The organism is Bradyrhizobium macuxiense, assembly GCF_001542415.1.
Taxonomy (GTDB): domain Bacteria; phylum Pseudomonadota; class Alphaproteobacteria; order Rhizobiales; family Xanthobacteraceae; genus Bradyrhizobium; species Bradyrhizobium macuxiense.
In genome coordinates, this window is the sequence record NZ_LNCU01000040.1 from 110,492 (window position 1) to 129,905 (window position 19,414).

Sequence of the window (19,414 nt, forward strand, 5' to 3'; positions counted from 1 at the left end):
ACACGATTCAGAGTCTCGCATGCTCCGCCATTGCGAGCGAAGCGAAGCAATCCATCGCGCCACTAGAAGGAAGAATGGATTGCTTCGTCGCTTCGCTCCTCGCAATGACGGGAGCTAATCACAACAGCCGGGGCATGGAGTGTCAGCGGTGACAGCCGAGACCATTATCCAGAGTCTGGCGAGCGGCCTGTTGATGGGGCTGCTCTACGGACTGATCGCCGCCGGGCTCGCATTGATCTTCGGATTGATGGACGTCGTGAATTTCGCGCACGGCGAGTTCCTGATGATAGCGATGTACGCGACCTTCTTCCTGTTCGCGTACTTCGCGATCGATCCTCTGCTTGCGGCGCCGCTGGTCGCCGCGGCGCTGTTCGTGTTCGGTGCCGTGGTCTACCTTTTGGTGGTCCGCTTCGCCGTGCGCGCCAAAGCCAATGCCGGCATGGTGCAGATCTTCTCGACCTTCGGTCTGGCGATCGTGATGCGCGGCCTGGCGCAGTTCTTCTTCACGCCCGACTACCGCAGCGTCACTCACTCCTGGCTGGGCGGGAAGACGGTGTCAGTCGCCGGCATCTATCTGCCGGAGCCGCAACTGGTCGGAGCGCTGGTCTCGGTCGTCGCCTTCATTGCGCTCTATTTCTTCATCCACCGCACCGATTTCGGCCGCGCGCTCGAGGCGACGCGTGAGGACGCGGGCGCGGTGGCCCTGGTCGGCATCGACAAGAACAAGGTGTTCGCGCTGGGCTGGGGCCTTGGTGCCGCGCTGGTGGGGCTCGCCGGCGCCATCATGGCGATCTTCTTCTACGTCTATCCTGATGTTGGCGCGTCCTTCGCGCTGATTGCCTACGTCACCGTGGCGCTCGGCGGCTTCGGCAGCGTGTTCGGCGCCTTTGCCGGCGGCATCATCGTCGGCCTGGTGGAAGCGACCACCGCGCTGATCCTGCCGCCGTCGCTGAAATCGGTCGGCATCTATGCCGTCTACCTCTTGATCGTCTTCATCCGCCCACGCGGCCTGTTCGGATCGATGTGATGGATACGCACTTCGCCCAACGCCGCAGGCGTGACCTGATCATGGCCGGTTGCCTGACCGTGATCGCCGCACTGGTGCCGCTGTTCGTCAAGGACGTCTACGTCCAGAACATCATGGTGCTGACCCTGATGTATGCGGCGCTGTCGCAGAGCTGGAACATCCTGTCCGGCTATTGTGGGCAGATCTCGCTCGGCCACGCGCTCTATTTTGGGCTCGGAGCCTACACCACTGCGTTGCTGTTCACCAAATTCGGTGTGCTGCCGTGGTTCGGCATGCTGGCGGGCGGCGCGATCTCCGCGGTGATCGCGATGGCGTTGGGTTATCCCTGCTTCCGCCTGCGTGGCCATTACTTCGTGATCGCGACCATTGTGATCGCCGAGATCGCGCTGCTCTTGATCCAGAACTGGGATTGGGCCGGTGCGGCGCTCGGCATCGACATCCCTGTGCGCGGCGACAGCTGGCTGAAATTCCAGTTCACCCGTTCAAAACTGCCGTACTTCTATTTTGCGCTGGCGCTCGCCTGCATCGCCTGGCTCGTCACCTGGTGGCTGGAAGATTCCAAATGGGGCTATTGGTGGCGCGCGGTGAAGGACAATCCCGACGCCGCCGAAAGCCTCGGCGTGGTCGTGTTCAATTCCAAGATGGGCGCGGCCGCGGTCTCCGCCTTCCTGGTCGCGGTCGGCGGCAGCTTCTACGCCCAGTTCGTCTCCTATATCGACCCTGAAAGCGTGATGGGCTTCCAGTTCTCGCTGCTGATGGCGCTGCCCGCGGTGTTAGGGGGCATCGGCACGCTGTGGGGGCCGGTGCTCGGTGCCGTCATCCTGATCCCGCTCACCGAGCTGACGCGCTCGTTCGTCGGCGGCTCCGGGCGCGGCGTCGACCTGATCGTCTACGGCACCCTGATCGTCTTGATCTCGCTGGCGCTGCCGCGAGGGCTGGTCAGCGTGTTCTCCTTGCGCAAGGAGGCTGCGCGATGACGGCGCCCCTTGAAACCCCGCTCCTGGAAACCCCACTCTTGGAAACCCGCGGCGTCTGGCAGCGTTTCGGCGGCCTCGTCGCCAACAGCGACGTCTCGATCTCGGTCGGCCGCGGCGAGATCGTCGGCCTGATCGGCCCGAACGGCGCCGGCAAGTCGACGCTGTTCAACCTGATCGCTGGCGTGCTGCCGCCCACTCAAGGTTCGATCATCTTCGACGGCGAGGACGTCACCACATTGGGGGCGGCCGAGCGCTGCCAGCGCGGCATCGGACGCACCTTCCAGGTGGTCAAGAGCTTCGAGACCATGACTGTGATCGACAATGTCATCGTCGGCGCGCTGATCCGCAACACCGTGATGCGGGTTGCGCGGAAAAAGGCCTACGAGGTGCTGGAGTTCTGCGGCCTTGCCGCGCGCGCCAATGTGATGGCCAGCGATCTGGTGCCGTCGGAGAAGCGGCGGCTCGAGGTTGCGCGTGCGCTGGCGACTGAGCCGAAGCTGCTGTTGCTCGACGAAGTGCTGACCGGATTGACGCCGGTCGAGGCGCAGACCGGCGTCGAACTGGTGCGCAAGGTACGTGCTGCCGGCATCACCGTGCTGATGGTCGAGCACGTCATGGAGATCGTGATGCCGCTGGTCGATCGCGCCATCGTGCTCAATCTCGGCAAGGTGCTGGTCGAAGGCAAGCCCACCGAAGTGGTTCGCAATCCTGAAGTCATTTCTGCCTATCTCGGGGATCGTCATGCTGTCGGTGCGTGAAGTCACCACCGCCTATCAGGGCCTGGTTGCGATCTCCGCGGTCTCGATCGACGTCAGCAAGGGCGAGATCGTCTGCGTCGCCGGCGCCAATGGCGCGGGCAAGTCGACGCTGCTGAAGTCGATCGCCGGCGCGGAGCGGCCGCGTTCAGGCAGCGTGACTTTTGATGGCGCCCGCATCGATGGCAAGCCGCAGCATGTCATCACCGCCGGCGGCATCGCCTTCGTGCCGGAGAATCGCCGGCTGTTTCCGCGGCTGTCGGTACGCGACAATCTCCGGCTCGGCAGCTACCTCTATCGCAGCCAAGCCAATCGCGACGAGCCGCTCGATCTCGTGTTCAAGCTGTTCCCGCGGCTCTCCGAGCGGCTGGACCAGCGCGCCGAGACACTGTCCGGCGGCGAGCAGCAGATGCTGGCGATCGGCCGCGCGCTGATGACGCGGCCGCGGCTGTTGATGCTGGACGAGCCGTCGCAGGGCATCATGCCGAAACTGGTCGACGAGATCTTCCAGGCCGTGAAACGCATCCGCGACGCCGGCATGACCGTGCTGATCGTCGAGCAACGCATGGCCGAGTGCCTGGAGATCGCTGACCGCGCCTACATCCTGCAGACCGGCCGCGTGCTGATGCAGGGCACGGCGGCGGAGATCAGCACCAATCCGGACGTGCGCAAGGCGTATCTGGGGCTGTAATCGCCGTGAAGTTTCCGCGCCCACCACGCCACCTGAGAGGCTGTGAGTCCTTGCGGCCCGTCATTGCGAGGAGCTCGCGACAAGATTGCGAAGCAATTTTGCGCTGAAGCGACGAAGCAATCCATGCTTCCGCGTACGCCGCACGATGGATTGCTTCGCTTCGTTCGCAATGACGGGGAATAGACCGTCATCCCGATCAGGACGACGTCGGTGTCCGTGGCGGGCAGTCGCCCGACTTCATTGTTTGGTCTTGTCCGGATGGTCCTGGGGAACGACCTCGACCTTGGCGGCGAGGTCCGGCACGCGGCTGATGCGGTAGGTCGCGTTGTCGCATGTGAGAACCCAAGCCTCGTTGTCGGGCTTGGAGAGCTTCTCGTCCCGTTCGGCCTTGACCGGCTTGTCGCAAGGATAGCCCTGCGCCCGCAGTTGGGTTGCCAGCATGCCTTGCAAGGTCTCTTCGGTCCGTGCGGATGATGCCGCAAGGCCGCTGGTGAACAGAACCGCGAACGCCAAGCCTGCGAACTTCATCATGACTGTCTTCCGCATATCCGTCCTCCGCTTGATCTAGTGAGGGTGATCCGGCAGCACGAGCCCGAACGTCCTGGTCAAATCCGCCACCTGTTCGGGCGAGAGATAGCGCGGGTTCAGCCCGCGCAGCAGCAGATAGAGTTTTGCGGTTTCCTCCAGCTCCTCGGTCGCGAACACCGCCGCTTCCAGCGTGTCGCCGGAGACGACGGGACCGTGATTGGCGAGCAGCACGGACGAATATTTCCCGGCCAGTCCCCTGATCGCATCCGCGACGGCGGGGTCGCCGGGGCGATAGTATGGCACCAGCGCGGTCTGGCCGCATTTCATGACGTAGTAGGCCGTCATCGCCGGCAGCACGGCGCGCGGGTCGATCTCGGGCAGCATCGAGAGTGCGACCGAGTGGGTGGAGTGCAGATGCACCACGGCGCCGGCGGAAGCGCGCGTCTGGTAGAGCGCGGTGTGCAGCGGCACTTCCTTGGTCGGAGCATCGCCGGAGACCAGCCGGCCATTGCCGCCGAGCCGCGACATTTTCGCCGGATCGAGGAAGCCGAGCGAAGCGTTGGTCGGCGTCACCAGCCAGCCGCCGTCGTCGAGCCGGACGCTGATATTGCCCGAGGAGCCCGGCGTCAGCCCGCGCTCGAACAGCGAGCGGCCGAAGCGGCAGATATCCTCACGAAGCTTTGTTTCGCTCATGGCGCTATCCGTTTTCCGCTTTGTCTCATGCTTTGGCAGCGCGGCCAAGCCGTGATAGGCAGGCAACAACGAGCATGATCCGGAAGGGTGAAAGCCGGTTTTCCGAAAATGCTCAAACAACCAAGAATGTTCAGGGATCGCCGCATGTCCAGTTCCGCAACACAACGCGTCGCCGTCATCGGGCTGGGGTCGATGGGATACGGCATGGCAACCTCGCTCAAGCGCGCGGGCTTCGAGTTGACCGGCTGCGACGTCTCGGCGGACGCGGTCGGACGGTTTGTCGCCGACGGCGGCAAGGGCGCGAAGACGCCGGCCGAGGCCGCCAGGGGCACCGATATCGTGGTCAGCGTCGTGGTCAATGCGGCGCAGACCGAAGCGATCCTGTTTGGCGCCGGCGGCGTGGCCGAGACGTTGCCGAAGGACGCGGTGTTCGTGTCGTCGGCGACCATGGATCCCGACATCGCACGGCGTCTCGCCAGACAGCTCGAAGCGACCGGCCGGCACTATCTCGATGCCCCGATTTCCGGCGGTGCGCAGCGCGCGGCGCAGGGCGAACTTACCATCCTTGCCTCAGGCAGCGCGGCGGCGTTCGCGAAGGCGCGGCCGGCACTGGATGCGATGGCGGCGAAGCTCTACGAGCTCGGCGATGCGGCGGGGCAGGGCGCCGCCTTCAAGATGATCAACCAATTGCTCGCCGGCGTGCATATCGCCGCCGCCTCCGAGGCGATCGCCTTTGCCGCCAAGCAGGGCCTCGATATCCGGAAAGTCTACGAGGTGATCACGGCTTCCGCCGGCAATTCCTGGATGTTCGAGAACCGCATGCCGCACGTGCTCGACGGCGACTACACGCCGCGCAGTGCGGTCGAGATTTTCGTCAAGGACCTCGGCATCATCCAGGACATGGCGCGTAATGCCCGCTTCCCGGTGCCGGTCTCCGCCGCGGCGCTGCAGATGTTCCTGATGACGGCGGCCGCCGGCATGGGCCGCGACGACGATGCGTCGGTGGCGCGGATGTATGCGCAGGTCACCGGCACCAAACTGCCCGGCGAGAAATAAGAGGACCTCCAGATGCCCCGCTTTGCCGCCAATCTCTCCATGATGTTCAACGAGGTCCCGTTCCTCGACCGCTTCCAGGCGGCGGCGAAGGCGGGCTTTACCGCGGTCGAGTTCCTGTTTCCCTATGATCATCCGGCCGATGAGGTCGGCAAACGGTTGCACGGCAATGGGCTGACGCAGGCGCTGTTCAACCTGCCGCCGGGCGATTGGAACGCCGGCGAGAAGGGCTTTGCCGCGCTGCCCGATCGTTTCACCGATCTGCAGCGGAGCCTGACCGCCGCGCTGCCCTATGCGCAGGCGACCGGAGTGAAGCGGCTGCATCTGATGGCGGGTATCGCCAACCGCAACGATCCGAAGGCAGTCGCCGCGTTTCGCAAATCCGTCGCGTACGCCGCGGAATTCTTCGCGCCGCACGGCCTTGACGTCGTGATCGAGCCGATCAACCCGCGCAACGTGCCGGGCTACTTCCTCAACGACTTCACCTTCGCCCACGACCTGATCAACGAGCTGAAGATTCCGAACCTCAAGCTGCAATTCGACATCTATCACTGCCAGATCGTCCACGGCGACGTCACGATGCGGCTGCGCGAGATGATGCCTGTCATCGGCCACATCCAGATCGCCTCGATCCCCTCGCGCAATGAGCCCGACGGGGAGGAGCTCAATTATCCGTTCCTGTTCGGCGAACTGGACCGGCTCGGCTATGGCGGCTTCGTCGGCTGTGAGTACAATCCGCGCGGCAAGACCACGGATGGTCTCGCCTGGTTCAAGCCCTATGCGGGAGTGAAGCCGTGACGGTCGCAGCGAAACTGTCTCTGGGCTGCATCGCCGACGACTATACCGGCGCCTCCGACCTCGCCAACACGCTGACTCGCGCCGGGCTGCGCACCGTGCAGACCATCGGCGTGCCCGCGGCCGATCTTGTGCTGCCGGAGGTCGATGCCGTCGTGGTGTCGTTGAAGAGCCGCTCGATCGAGGCCGGCCTTGCGGTGACGCGCTCGCGCGCGGCTGAGCAGTGGCTGCGCGGCCGCGGTGCGGAGCACATCCTGTTCAAGATCTGCTCCACCTTCGATTCCACCGACGCCGGCAACATCGGTCCGGTGATGGATGCGCTGCGTGCAGATTCCGGCGATACGATCGTGCTGGTCACTCCGGCGTTCCCGGAGACCGGCCGCACCGTCTATCAGGGCAATCTGTTCGTCGGCGCGGTGCCGCTGAACGAGAGCCCGCTGAAGGACCACCCGCTCAATCCGATGCACGATTCCAACCTGGTGCGGGTGCTGGCGCGCCAGAGCAAGACCAAGGTGGGCTTGGTCGATCTCGCGACCCTCGGCCGCGGCGTGGACGCGGTCCGCGCCAAGCTCGCCGATCTCGCGGCCAAGGGCATCGGCGCGGCCGTTGTCGACGCGGTGTTCGACCGCGACCTCGAGATTATCGGGCAGGTGGCGCTCGACCATCGCGTCTCGGTCGGCGCCTCCGGGATCGGGCTCGGATTGGCGCGGGCGCTGGTTGCCGCGGGCAAGGTCAAACCGGATGCCGTGAACGCAATGCAGGACATGGCGGTCGGCGGGCCGCCGGCCTGCCTCGCCGGTAGTTGTTCGCAGGCGACCTTGCAGCAGATCGCGAGCGCCGAGAAGGTGATGCCGGTGCTGCATCTCGATCCCGAAAGGGTCGTCGCTGGCAAGGACGAGGCGCAACGCGCGCTGGCCTGGGCCAAGGACCGGATCGGCGACGGCCCGATCCTGATCGCGAGCAGCGCTACTCCGGATGAGGTTGCAGCCCTGCAATCCCGTCATGGCCGCGATGCAGCCGGACACGCCATCGAGCAGGCGATGGCCGACATCGCCGACGGTCTGGTGCAGTCGGGCGTGCGCAGGCTGGTGGTGGCTGGTGGTGAAACTTCGGGCGCCGTGGTCGACCGCCTGCGCATCCCGGGATTCCTCGTCGGTGCGGAAATCGCCGCGGGCGTTCCGGTTCTGCGCGCCGTCGGAATCAGCAGCGGCGACATGTTGCTTGCCTTGAAATCGGGCAATTTCGGCGGACCGGAATTCTTCTCGGATGCGCTCGCCTTGATGCGCTGAGCGCGCCGCGCGCCTCACTTCGCGGCAACAAATTGCGACTCCGTAGTTCAACGGGGATTCAAATTAACCCAACCGAAGGACGGGCGCAGGCTTTGATGCCCGCGACGTCCCGTCGCGTCGCCGTTTGATTCCCGACCCGGACCCGCTCCCGCCAGCAAGAGACATCACGATGTTTGCCAAACTCTCGATTCGCGCCAAGATCATTTCCGTCGTGGCGCTACTGCTTGTCGCGATGGCGGGCATGGGCTTGCTCGCAGTCAGGGACATGCACACGATCAACGCCAATACGACCGACATCACGACGAACTGGCTGCCGAGCGTGCGCGTTCTCGGCGAACTGCGCGCCGGCGTCATCACCTATCGCAACGTGATCCGCGAGCACATGCTCGCCGAGACGCTTGAAGAGAAGCTGGCGGCCGAGAAGACGCTTGCCAGCGTGGTCGAAGCCAATACCAAGGCACGGGCGACCTACGAGGCGATGATCTCCTCTCCGGAGGAGCGGGCGCTCTACAACCAGTGGGCCGAAACCTGGACCAGATACAAGAAGGGCACCGAGGATGTGATGGCCCTGTCGCGCAAGGAAGCGGGCAGGCTCCCGCAGGAAGCGCATGAGCTCAACACCAAGGTCGTGAACAAGATCGGCCTCGATGCCGATGAAATCCTCCGCAAGGACATCGCGCTCAACAACGCCGGTGCTGACAAGGCGGCGAAGGATGCGGCCGACAATTACAATTCGGCCGTCATGGTGCTGGCGACCATTCTCGGCGTCGCCATCCTGATCGGCATCGGCGTCAGCTTCTATCTGGTTCGCGATGTCTCTGCCGGTATCGCGTCGATCGTCACGCCGATGCAGGCTCTGGGCCGCGGGGACCTCACCGCGATCGTTCCCCATCAGGGCGAGAAGACCGAGGTCGGCATGATGGCCGACACCCTGCAGGTGTTCAAGGAAGCCCTGATCGCCAAGAAGGCCGCTGACGAGGCTGCCGCGGCGGATGCCGAAGCCAAGATCGAGCGCGGCCGTCGGGTCGATGGTATCACCCGCAATTTCGAGCAGATGATCGGCGAGATCGTGCAGACCGTATCGTCGGCCTCGACCCAGCTCGAAGCCTCCGCAGGCACGCTGTCGACGACGGCCACGCGTTCGCAGCAACTGACCACCACGGTCGCCGCGGCTTCGGAAGAAGCTTCCGCCAACGTGCAGTCGGTGGCGTCGGCGACCGAGGAGATGTCGTCGTCGGTGACGGAGATCAGCCGCCAGGTGCAGGAATCGGCACGGATGGCCGGCGACGCCGTCGGCCAAGCGCGCACCACGAATGATCGCGTCAGCGAGCTGTCGAAGGCCGCCGCGCGCATCGGCGACGTCGTCGAGCTCATCAACACCATCGCCGGCCAGACCAATCTGCTGGCGCTGAACGCCACCATCGAGGCGGCGCGCGCCGGCGAGGCCGGCCGCGGCTTCGCGGTCGTGGCATCCGAGGTCAAGGCGCTGGCCGAGCAGACTGCCAAGGCGACCGGCGAGATCGGCCAGCAGATTTCCGGCATTCAGGCTGCGACGCAGGAATCCGTCGGTGCAATCAAGGAGATTTCCTCGACCATCGAGCGGCTGTCCGAGATCTCCTCCACCATCGCGGCCGCCGTCGAGGAGCAGGGCGCGGCGACCCAGGAGATTTCGCGCAACGTGCAGCAGGCGGCGCTCGGCACCCAGCAGGTCTCGGCCAATATTACCGACGTGCAGCAGGGCGCGACCGAAACCGGCTCGGCCTCGACCCAGGTGCTGTCGGCGGCGCAGTCGCTCTCCGGCGACAGCAACCGCCTCAAGCTCGAGGTCGGCAAGTTCCTCGACGCTGTCCGTGCCGCCTGACGACGAACGCCAATCGGGCGAGCATCGAAGCCCTTCGATGCTCGCCTGTTGGCGCGACGGACGCGCGACGCGGGGATGGGGGCCGCTCACCACGCTTTGCAATTTCGCAGACCTGCGATGCATCAGCTTCGTAGGGCCAAAGCAGTGTCCCTGCCTTGCCGGTTTTCGGAGCAGGTCTGTCTCTTTTGAGCGCCAGCCGGCCCAGGCTGCAGGCATTTCGGCGGGCTTGCTCACGAGCTATGCCAATGAAGTGAAGGCTGCTGGCACACCACGGGTTGGCGTTTTGCCGTCCTTCGGGTAAATCGACCCCAGTGGAACGGCGCTTTTTTGAAGCGCCGATTCCTTTGCCTGGGCAGGCTTTTTCGGGAATTTCGGGAATACCCTTTCTATGATCGCACTGGTCCGTATCGCGCTGAGCCGGCCATATACTTTCGTCGTGCTCGCGCTCCTGCTGCTGATCATCGGACCGCTGGCGGCGCTGCGCACGCCGACCGACATCTTTCCTGAAATTCGCATTCCCGTGATCGGCGTGGTCTGGTCGTATACCGGCCTGCCGCCGGACCAGATGTCCGGACGTATCACCACACCGTTCCAGCGCGCGCTGACCACGACGGTCAACGACATCGAGCATATCGTCGCCAATTCCTACAACGGCGTCGGCATCATCAAGATCTTCTTCCAGCCCAACGTCGATATCCGCACGGCCAACGCGCAGGTCACCGCGATCTCGCAGACCTTGCTCAAGCAGATGCCGCCGGGCGCGACGCCGCCGCTGATCCTGAACTACAGTGCGTCGACCGTTCCGATCATCCAGCTGGCGCTGTCCGGTGACGGACTGACCGAGCAGAACCTCGCCGATATCGGCATCAACCAGCTGCGCACACCGCTGGTCACGGTGCCCGGCGCCGCGATTCCCTATCCGTTCGGCGGCAAGCAGCGCCAGGTCCAGATCGATCTCAATTCGACCGCGCTGCAGGCGCGCGGTCTGTCGGGGCAGGACGTCGCCAATGCGCTCGCCGCCCAGAACCTGATCACGCCGGTCGGCACCCAGAAGATCGGCGAGTTCGAGTACACCATCAACCTGAACAACTCGCCGCTCAAGATCGAGGAGCTCGGGGACCTGCCGATCAGGACCGTCAACGGCGCGATGGTCTACATCCGCGACGTTGCCAGCGTGCGCGACGGCAATCCGCCGCAAACCAATATCGTGCACGTCGATGGCAACCGTTCTGTGCTGATGATGGTGCTGAAGGCCGGCGCGACCTCGACGCTCGATATTATCTCCGGCATCAAGAAGAAGGTGATCGAGGTCAAGGACCAGATGCCGGATGCGCTCAAGATCGGCTTCATCGGCGACCAGTCCTTGTTCGTCCGCGGCGCGATCCAGGGCGTCGCCTTCGAAGGCGTGATCGCGGCGCTGCTCACCAGCGTGATGATCCTGCTGTTCCTGGGCAGCTGGCGCTCGACGGTTATCATCGCGGTGTCGATCCCGCTGTCGGTGCTCGGCGCCATCATCATGCTGTCGGCGATCGGCGAGACGCTGAACATCATGACGCTCGGCGGTCTGGCGCTCGCGGTCGGTATCCTCGTCGACGACGCCACGGTGACGATCGAGAATATCAACTACCATCTCGAGCAGGGCAAGCCGGTCGAGCAGTCGATCCTCGACGGCGCCAACCAGATCGTGACGCCGGCCTTCGTCTCGCTGCTCTGTATCTGCATCGTGTTCGTGCCGATGTTCTTCCTGACCGGCGTCGCGCGCTTCCTGTTCGTGCCGATGGCGGAAGCGGTGATGTTCGCGATGATCTGGTCGTTCGTCCTGTCGCGCACGCTGGTGCCGACCATGGCGAACTATTTGCTGCAGGCGCATGTCCATCACGAGGGCGGGCCGCCGAAGTCGCGCAATCCCTTCGTCTGGTTCCAGCGCGGCTTCGAGGCGCGGTTCGAGCGCATCCGCGGCGGCTATCATGGTTTGCTTGCGATGGCGCTCGGCCATCGCAAGGTGTTCGTGGCCTCGTTCCTCGCGGTCGTTGCCGCGTCGTTCCTGCTGGTGCCGTTCCTCGGGCGCAACTTCTTCCCGTCGGTCGATGCCGGCAACATCCTGATGCATGTCCGCACCCAGGTCGGCACCCGCGTCGAGGAGACCGCCAACCAGCTCGCCGACGTCCAGAAGGCGATCCGCAAGCTGATCCCCGGTGAAGTCGAGACCCTGACCGACAACATCGGCATGCCGATCTCCGGCATCAACATGACCTACAACAACACCGGCGTGATCGGCCCGCAGGACGGCGATATCCAGATCAAGCTGAAGGAAGGTCACAAGCCCACCGCGGAGCACGTGCGGACGCTGCGTGAGCAATTGCCACGAATGTTCCCGGGTACCAACTTCGCGTTCCTGCCGGCCGATATCGTCAGCCAGATCCTGAACTTCGGCGCGCCGGCGCCGATCGATCTGCAGATCCGCGGTGCCGATCTCGACGCCAACTTCGCCTATGCCAACAAGCTGCTCAGCAAGATCCGCCGAATTCCCGGCATCGCCGACGCGCGCATCCAGCAGTCGCCGAACAACCCGACCTTCAACATCGATGTCGACCGCACCCGCGCGCAATATGTCGGCCTGACCGAGCGTGACGTCACCAACTCCCTGGTCGTCAATCTCGCCGGCTCGTCGCAGGTCGCGCCGACCTACTACCTCAATCGTGACAACGGCGTGTCCTATTCGATCGTGATGCAGACGCCGCAATACCAGATCGACTCGTTGAGCGCGCTGCAGACGCTGCCGATCACCGCGACCGGCAACACGCAGGCGCCGATCCTCGGCGGCATTGCCGATATCAAGCGTTCGACCTCGAGCGCGGTGGTGTCGCAATACGACATCCAGTCGCTGGTGCAGATCTACGCGACGACGCAGGGCCGCGACCTCGGCGGGGTCGCGACCGACGTGCGGAAGCTGATCGCGGATACCGCCAAGGAGGTGCCGAAGGGCTCCTCCGTGGTGCTGCTCGGCCAGGTGCAGACCATGAACTCGGCCTTCACCGGCCTGTTGTTCGGCCTGCTCGGCGCCGTCGTGCTGATCTACTTGCTGATCGTCGTGAACTTCCAGTCCTGGTCGGATCCGTTCGTGATCATCACGGCGCTGCCCGCCGCGCTCGCCGGCATTGTCTGGATGCTGTTCACGACGCAGACGACGCTGTCGGTTCCGGCGCTGACCGGGGCCATCATGTGCATGGGCGTGGCGACCGCGAACAGCGTGCTCGTGATCAGCTTCGCCCGCGAGCGCTATGAGGAACTCGGCGACCCCGTCGCGGCTGCGCTGGAAGCCGGTTTCGTCCGATTCCGCCCGGTCCTGATGACGGCGCTCGCCATGATCATCGGCATGACGCCGATGGCGCTGGGGCTGGGCGAGGGCGGTGAGCAGAACGCGCCGCTCGGCCGGGCCGTGATCGGCGGCCTGATCTTCGCGACCTTCGCGACCCTGATGTTTGTTCCCGTGGTATTCAGTATGGTACACAAGAAACAAGGCGCCAAAGCCGCCGCCTCATCGGAGATGCCGCATGCCGCCCACTGAACAGCGCCCGCCGGTTTCTCGCCGGAAATTGGGCATATTCGGCGTGGTCGCACTGATCGGCGCAGGCCTGATTGTCGGCACCGGCATCCGTGCTCGTGAGGAGCAGGGCGCGCAGCTGAAGGAATGGACCGACGACCAGGCCATTCCGACCGTTGCCGTGGCGCTGCCCAATGCCAAGGCTCTCAGCCCGACCCTCGACCTGCCGGGACGGCTGGAGGCCTATTACCGTGCGCCGATCTTCGCGCGGGTTTCCGGATACCTCAAGAGCTGGGACGCGGACATCGGTGCGCGGGTCAAGGCCGGCCAAGTGATCGCCGAGATCGAAGCCCCCGATCTCGACCAGCAATTGCTTCAGGCACGCGCCGACCTCGCCAGCGCGCAGGCCAGCGCCAGGCTCTCGGAAGCCACGCTGAACCGGCGCAAGACGCTCGTGGCGTCGAACTTCGTCTCCGCGCAGGAGATCGACGAGCGTACCGCCGACCTCTCCAACAAGAACGCGTCGGTCAAGGCCGGCCAGGCCAATGTCGAGCGGCTCGAAGCGCTCGCCGGCTACAAGAAGATCACGGCGCCGTTCGACGGCGTGGTGACGTCGCGCGACACCGACGTCGGCGCGCTGATCAATGCCGGTGGCGGCTCGGGTCCGGCGATGTTCACGATCTCTGATATCAAGAAGCTGCGCGTCTACGTCAACGTGCCGCAGAATTACGTGCCGTCGATCAGGATCGGCGCCAAGGCCACGCTGTCGATGCCGGAATATCCGAACCGGACGTTCCAGGCGACGGTCGAGGCCTCCTCGCAGGCGGTCGATGTCGCCTCCGGCACCACGCGGATGCAGCTCGGGCTCGACAACTCCTCCGGCGAGCTGATGCCGGGCGGCTATGCCAGCGTGAAACTCAATCTGCAGCGCGATTCCACGCCGCTCAGCATTCCTGCCAGCGCGCTGATCTTCAATGCCAGCGGGTTGCGGGTCGCGACCGTGAGCCCGGACGACAAGGTGGTGTTCAAGACGGTGAAGATCGGCCGCGACCTCGGCAAGGAGATCGAGCTCGCATCCGGCCTTGCGCCCGACGACCGCGTCATCACCGCTCCGCCGGATGGACTTAGTGACGGCGAGCACGTGCGCGTGGTCGGCGCCGGCGCCAAGGGCAAGCCGACCACGGCCTCCGAAAAGCAGGACGTGAAGGGGTAGGAGCGGCCTCCTTCCTCTTCGTCATGCCCGGGCCTTGGACCCGGGCATCCGCGTCTTACGGTCCTTCGTTGAGCAAAGACGTGGATGGCCCGGGTCGAGCCTGGCCTTGACGCCGAAAGGGTCTTAGCCCACTCGCCACTCCAGCATGCCGTCGCCGGCGGTGACGATCTCGCCTGTCGTGCCGACTGGCGTGCGATCCATGTTCTGCAGATATGCCAGCGTGGTTGTGTCGCTGGCCGGGATACGGCCGAGCGTGCGGCGGTCGTCTTCCGTGCGCAGCATCGCCACACCGTGCTCGACCTCGCCATTGCCGCGATAGATCACGGTGAAGGCCTCGACCTTCCCCTTGCCGCGCGCCTCGGTGGTGAACTCCGGCACCTTGCGGCGATGGCGGTCAGCCTCCGCCTGCACGCTGGTCTCCTGCGTCAGCGCGGCCTTCGGCGCCTGGCGCGACAGCACGAGGCCGTGATGCTTGGTGACGAATCCGCCCTGGCCGTAGAGCAGGCCGAGCTTGCCGCCGCCGCGCAGTTTCCGCACCATCGCGCAGGCCGCGTGCGTCATATAGGTGTTGAGCGGTGCGCCGAAGAACGTGAGCCCGCCGGTCACGGTCGGCTGCACGTCACGGCCTAAGCCCAGCGTCCGGCGCGCCATCTTCGGCACGCAGGGGAAGCAGCTATAGAGTTCGATCGCGTCGAACTTCTTGCCGTCACCCTCGACGAGGTCCATCACGGACTTGAGCACCGCGGTCTGCGAATGGCTCTCGACGAATTGGTCGCGGGTCAAATAGTCGCGCGGCTCCTCTGCCGAGGCGCCGCCGAGCGGATAAATCAACTTATCCTCCGGCACGCCCGCGGCGCGCGCTTTTGCAAGGCTGGTCAGTATCAGCGCGCCGCCCATGTTCACGGTCGGGTTCGCCACCATCAGCTTGGTGTAGGGCCAGGCGATCATCCGGTTGTCCGGCGTCGCCGTCGTGATCTCGTCGCCGGTGAAGCGCTTCTTCAGCCAGGAGGTCGGGTTATCGGCCGCGACCCGCGCATAAGTCGACCACAGCTCGCCGGATTCCTTCAGCGCCTCGCGCGGCGTCTGGCCCCAATGCGCAGAGGTTGCGGACTCGTAGAGCGGATAGACCGTGATCGGCCGGAAGACGCCGAGCGTCACCGCCATCGGTTTCTGGAACGCGGCGCCGCGCTTCGGCTCCTCGACGTCAGTGGCGAACGGTGTCCACGGCAGTTCGATATTGCCGCGCTGCGCTTTCGTCGCGGTTGATTGCGCCTCCGCGCCGCAGACCGCGGCGACGCTGCATTCGCCGCGCGCGATGCGCTGTGCCGCCTCGTGCAGATAACGGATCGGGCTCTCGCCACCGACCGGGCCGTAATAGAGATGCGCCGGATTGATGCCGAGCCGCTGCGCGAGCTGCCTCTCCGGATCGCGGTAGCGCCAGCTCAGGAAGTTGACGATATCGAGCGACTGGATGTCGCCAAGCAGCTTCGCGCCGGAGTCGGCCTCCGCGCGCTTCAGCGCCTGTTCCAGCAGCGTGAGCGGCTCGAGGCCGGCTGCGATGTCCTTCGGACGATCGACGATCTCGCCGACGCCGACGATGACGGGAATGCGGTCTTCGGGGAGGTTGTTGGACATTCTTGTTGTTTCACTCAGAGATGTTGAGAATCGATTGTTGTTCTAGGCGTCATTGCGAGCGAAGCGAAGCAATCCATATCGCGACTCGGGGAAAGATGCATTGCTTCGTCGCTTCTGCGCAAATTGTTTCGCAATCTTGTCGCGAGCTCCTCGCAATGACGGCGGCGGGCTATGTCACTCCGCCACCAGCGCGTTCATGTGCTCGACAGCTTCGATGAAATCTTCCTTGAATTCCTGCACCACGGCGCCGGCCGACTTCACGCTGTCGATGAGGCCGACGCCCTGGCCGACGAAGTAGCTGACGAGATCGCGCGCCTTTTCGTTGCCGGCCGCGGCGGCGCGGTCGATCGAGTTGAAAGCGTCGCGGCTGATGATGCTTTGCAGCGGCATCGGCAGCGCGCCGGGGCTGTCCGGCGAGCGGTCCCACGCATCGGTCCAGACCGAGCGGAGCTGCCGCGCCGGCTTGCCGGTGCGGCCCTTGGAGCGCACCGCGTCGCGCGAAGAGGCCGCGATCATCTTCTCGCGGAAGATTTCCGAGGTTTCCGATTCCACGGTCGCGAGCCACACCGAGCCGGTCCAGGCGCCCGCCGCACCCATCGCCATGCACGCCGCCATCTGCCGCCCCGTCATGATACCGCCGGCCGCCAGCACCGGCACGTCTCGGATCGGCTTGATCGCCTTGATCACCTCGGGTACCAGCACCATGGTCGAGACCTCGCCGCAATGGCCGCCGGCCTCGGTGCCCTGCACGACGAGGATATCCACGCCGGCCGCGACCTGCCGCAACGCATGCTCCTTGGCGCCGACCAGCGCTGCGACCGGCACGCCGTGCGCCTTGCCGCGATCGATCATCGCCTTCGGCGGCACGCCGAGCGCATTCGCGATCAGCTTGATCGGATGACGGAACGAGACGTCGAGCAGCTGCAGCGCGGTCTCGGCATCGAACGGCTGCGGCTGGTTGTCGGCGACGTTCCTGGTTGCGAGCTCGATGTCGTACTTCTTCAGCAGGTTGCGGGTGAAGTCACGATGTTCCTGCGAAACGCGCTTCTCGAGGCTCTTCCAGGTGACATTCTTCTCGCCCGCGGTCGAGATGTTCTCGGGGATCAAGACGTCGATGCCGTAGGGCTTGCCGTCGACATGAGCGTCGATCCATGCGAGCTCCTGCTCCAGCGTCTCCGGGGAATGCGCGGTCGCGCCGAACACGCCGAAGCCGCCGGCGCGGCTCACCGCCGCCACCACGTCGCGGCAATGGCTGAAGGCGAGCAGGGGGAATTCTATTCCCAGCATGTCGCAGATCGGTGATTTCATGGATGCGTTCTCTCCCGGCCGCAGCTTCGATGGCTGCTTGTCTTGTTCGATGGCACCAGCGGCAATGACGCTAGCCCTGATAGCCGATCAAGCCAAGCGGCTTTCGTGAATCACGATCTTGCGTGCAGGCGCTGCCCGTGCGGCGTGGTGCGCAACGCATTCCGTAAGGCAAAATATAGGACGTATGCGCCGGCGCATTGCCCCCTTGCGCTTTCGCGATCGACAGAGAATTGTGTTCGGCAAAGCGAGAAGAACTCATCGGGGAGCTTACTGGAATGTCCGCCCAACCGTTAGCCGTCAACGCAAGCGCAGGCCACTACGACGTCGTCGTGGTCGGTGCGGGATTCGCCGGCATGTACATGCTGCATCGTCTGCGTGGCCTCGGCTTTTCCGCGCGCGTCTACGAGCAGGGCAGCGGCGTCGGCGGCACCTGGTACTGGAACCGCTATCCCGGCGCACGTTGCGACGTCGAGAGCATGCAGTACTCCTATTCCTTCTCCGAAGAGCTGCAGCAGGAATGGAATTGGAGCGAGCGCTACGCGCCGCAGCCGGAGATCCTGCAATACGCCAACCATGTCGCCGACCGCTTCGACCTCAGGCGCGACATCCAGTTCGACACCAAGGTCGAGCGCGCGGGGTTCGATGAGCGCAACAATCTCTGGCAGGTCGCGACATCGGACGGCAAGACGGTGACGGCACGGTTCGTCGTGCTGGCGACCGGCTGCCTGTCGAACGCGCGCAAGCCCGATATCAAGGGGCTCGATCGCTTCAAGGGCGAGGTCTATCACACCGGCCACTGGCCGCATCAGCCGGTGGATTTCACCGGTCAGCGCGTGGGCGTGATCGGCACCGGCTCGTCCGGCATCCAGTCGGTGCCTGTGATCGCCGAGCAGGCCAAGCATCTGGCGGTCTTCCAGCGCACCGCGCAGTTCTCGATCCCGGCGCGCAACGCCAAGCTGACGGAGGACGAGCGCAACTGGTTTCGCGCCAACTATCCGGAGATCAGGACGTTCGCGCGCGAGCAGGCGAAGAACGGTATCTACACGGAATTGCCAGATCGCGGCGCGCTCGACGACGGCGACAACGAGCGCCGCACCAAGTATGAGGCGCGCTGGCAGCGCGGCGGTCTCACCTTCATGACCGTTTACAACAACCTTGCGCTCGACAAGGCGGCCAACGACACCGCGGCCGATTTCGTGCGCGGCAAGATCGCCGAGATCGTCAAGGACGCCGCGACCGCAAAATTGCTGACGCCGATCAGCTATCCGATCGGCACCAAGCGCATCTGCATCGACACGGATTATTTCGCGACCTTCAATCGTCCGAACGTGACGCTGGTCGATATCAAGACCAATCCGATCGAGGAGATCACCGAGATTGCGGTGCGCTCCGGCGGCAAGGATTACGAACTCGACGCGCTGGTGCTGGCGACCGGCTTCGATGCCATGACCGGCTCGGTGGCCAAGATCGACATTCGTGGCCGCAACGGGCAGACGCTGAACCAGAAATGGGCGGAGGGGCCGCGCACCTATCTCGGCCTGATGAGCGCGGACTTCCCCAATCTCTTCGTCGTCACCGGTCCCGGCAGTCCCTCCGTGCTGTCGAACATGATCGTGTCGATCGAGCAGCATGTCGACTGGATCAGCGACTGCCTGAGCTACATGCGCGATCATAGGCTTGCGACGATCGAGGCGGAAAAGGACGCCGAGGACAAATGGGTCGCCCATGTCAACGAGGTCGCCTTCGCGACGCTCTATCCGCAGGCGGATTCCTGGTACATGGGCGCCAACATCCCCGGCAAGCCGCGCATCTTCATGCCCTATATCGGCGGCGTCGGCCCGTACCGGCAGATATGCAACGAGGTCGCGGCGAGGGGCTATGAGGGCTTTGCGATGACGGGCGAGCAGCAGCGGCACCAAGCGGCCGCGTCGTAGTTCTCCGTCATTGCGAGGAGCGAAGCGACGAAGCAATCCATGCCGCCTCAAGTGGAGAGATGGATTGCTTCGCTTCGCTCGCAATGACGGTAGGGCAACGCAAGACCTAGA

15 protein-coding genes are annotated in these 19,414 nt (G+C 64.6%); 11 read left to right on the forward strand and 4 right to left on the reverse strand.

Annotated features, from left to right (window positions below):
- Window positions 1-148 precede the first annotated feature (148 nt).
- The 4 genes from AS156_RS13190 to AS156_RS13205 are packed head-to-tail and all read left to right on the forward strand — an operon-like array spanning window position 149 to window position 3,450.
- Complete coding sequence (locus tag AS156_RS13190; RefSeq protein ID WP_066504748.1) at window positions 149-1,027, forward strand: branched-chain amino acid ABC transporter permease; 879 nt, start codon at window positions 149-151, stop codon at window positions 1,025-1,027.
- Window positions 1,027-2,004 carry a branched-chain amino acid ABC transporter permease gene (locus AS156_RS13195; RefSeq protein ID WP_066504371.1) on the forward strand — a complete coding sequence of 326 codons (978 nt, stop codon included), beginning with the start codon at window positions 1,027-1,029 and terminating at the stop codon, window positions 2,002-2,004. Before AS156_RS13190 ends, AS156_RS13195 begins: the two co-directional genes overlap by 1 nt.
- The gene (locus AS156_RS13200; RefSeq protein WP_066504372.1) at window positions 2,001-2,762 is read left to right on the forward strand and encodes an ABC transporter ATP-binding protein; all 762 of its coding nucleotides are present in this window, start codon (window positions 2,001-2,003) and stop codon (window positions 2,760-2,762) included. Before AS156_RS13195 ends, AS156_RS13200 begins: the two co-directional genes overlap by 4 nt.
- A complete protein-coding gene (locus AS156_RS13205; protein ID WP_066504373.1) occupies window positions 2,746-3,450 on the forward strand; it encodes an ABC transporter ATP-binding protein in 705 nt (234 codons plus the stop codon). Before AS156_RS13200 ends, AS156_RS13205 begins: the two co-directional genes overlap by 17 nt.
- A gap of 237 nt (window positions 3,451-3,687) precedes the next feature.
- On the opposite strand, the gene AS156_RS13210 is transcribed toward AS156_RS13205, so the two are convergent.
- On the reverse strand, window positions 3,688-3,996 hold the full coding sequence (locus AS156_RS13210; RefSeq protein WP_066504375.1) for a hypothetical protein: 309 nt from the start codon (window positions 3,994-3,996) through the stop codon (window positions 3,688-3,690).
- Window positions 3,997-4,014: 18 nt separating this feature from the next.
- Entirely contained in the window at window positions 4,015-4,671 is a 657-nt protein-coding gene (otnC, locus tag AS156_RS13215) for a 3-oxo-tetronate 4-phosphate decarboxylase (protein WP_066504760.1), read from the reverse strand.
- A 144-nt stretch (window positions 4,672-4,815) separates the two neighbouring features.
- Between otnC and ltnD the strand changes: the two genes are divergently transcribed.
- The 6 genes from ltnD to AS156_RS13245 all read left to right on the forward strand — a co-directional run bounded on the left by ltnD (window position 4,816) and on the right by AS156_RS13245 (window position 14,426).
- Window positions 4,816-5,727, forward strand: coding sequence for an L-threonate dehydrogenase (ltnD, locus tag AS156_RS13220; RefSeq protein WP_066504378.1), 912 nt, complete (start codon window positions 4,816-4,818; stop codon window positions 5,725-5,727).
- 12 nt (window positions 5,728-5,739) lie between these two features.
- Entirely contained in the window at window positions 5,740-6,522 is a 783-nt protein-coding gene (gene otnI / locus AS156_RS13225; RefSeq protein WP_066504380.1) for a 2-oxo-tetronate isomerase, read from the forward strand.
- Window positions 6,519-7,808 (forward strand): 3-oxo-tetronate kinase, encoded by a 1,290-nt coding sequence (gene otnK / locus AS156_RS13230; protein ID WP_066504383.1) that lies wholly within the window; start codon window positions 6,519-6,521, stop codon window positions 7,806-7,808. Before otnI ends, otnK begins: the two co-directional genes overlap by 4 nt.
- A gap of 169 nt (window positions 7,809-7,977) precedes the next feature.
- Window positions 7,978-9,669, forward strand: a complete 1,692-nt coding sequence (locus AS156_RS13235; RefSeq protein WP_066504387.1) for a methyl-accepting chemotaxis protein — start codon at window positions 7,978-7,980, stop codon at window positions 9,667-9,669.
- A gap of 388 nt (window positions 9,670-10,057) precedes the next feature.
- On the forward strand, window positions 10,058-13,237 hold the full coding sequence (locus tag AS156_RS13240) for an efflux RND transporter permease subunit (protein ID WP_066504390.1): 3,180 nt from the start codon (window positions 10,058-10,060) through the stop codon (window positions 13,235-13,237).
- Window positions 13,224-14,426, forward strand: a complete 1,203-nt coding sequence (locus AS156_RS13245; protein WP_066504393.1) for an efflux RND transporter periplasmic adaptor subunit — start codon at window positions 13,224-13,226, stop codon at window positions 14,424-14,426. The genes AS156_RS13240 and AS156_RS13245 overlap by 14 nt, the downstream gene beginning before the upstream one ends.
- Before the next feature lie 123 nt (window positions 14,427-14,549).
- Here the strand turns inward: AS156_RS13245 and AS156_RS13250 are convergent, their stop codons facing one another.
- Together AS156_RS13250 and AS156_RS13255 are read right to left on the reverse strand one after the other, a co-directional pair.
- Entirely contained in the window at window positions 14,550-16,061 is a 1,512-nt protein-coding gene (locus tag AS156_RS13250; RefSeq protein WP_066504395.1) for an acetyl-CoA acetyltransferase, read from the reverse strand.
- Window positions 16,062-16,235: 174 nt separating this feature from the next.
- Window positions 16,236-17,369, reverse strand: coding sequence for a nitronate monooxygenase (locus AS156_RS13255; protein WP_066504397.1), 1,134 nt, complete (start codon window positions 17,367-17,369; stop codon window positions 16,236-16,238).
- A gap of 275 nt (window positions 17,370-17,644) precedes the next feature.
- Between AS156_RS13255 and AS156_RS13260 the strand changes: the two genes are divergently transcribed.
- Entirely contained in the window at window positions 17,645-19,303 is a 1,659-nt protein-coding gene (locus AS156_RS13260) for a flavin-containing monooxygenase (protein WP_066504400.1), read from the forward strand.
- Window positions 19,304-19,414 lie beyond the last annotated feature (111 nt).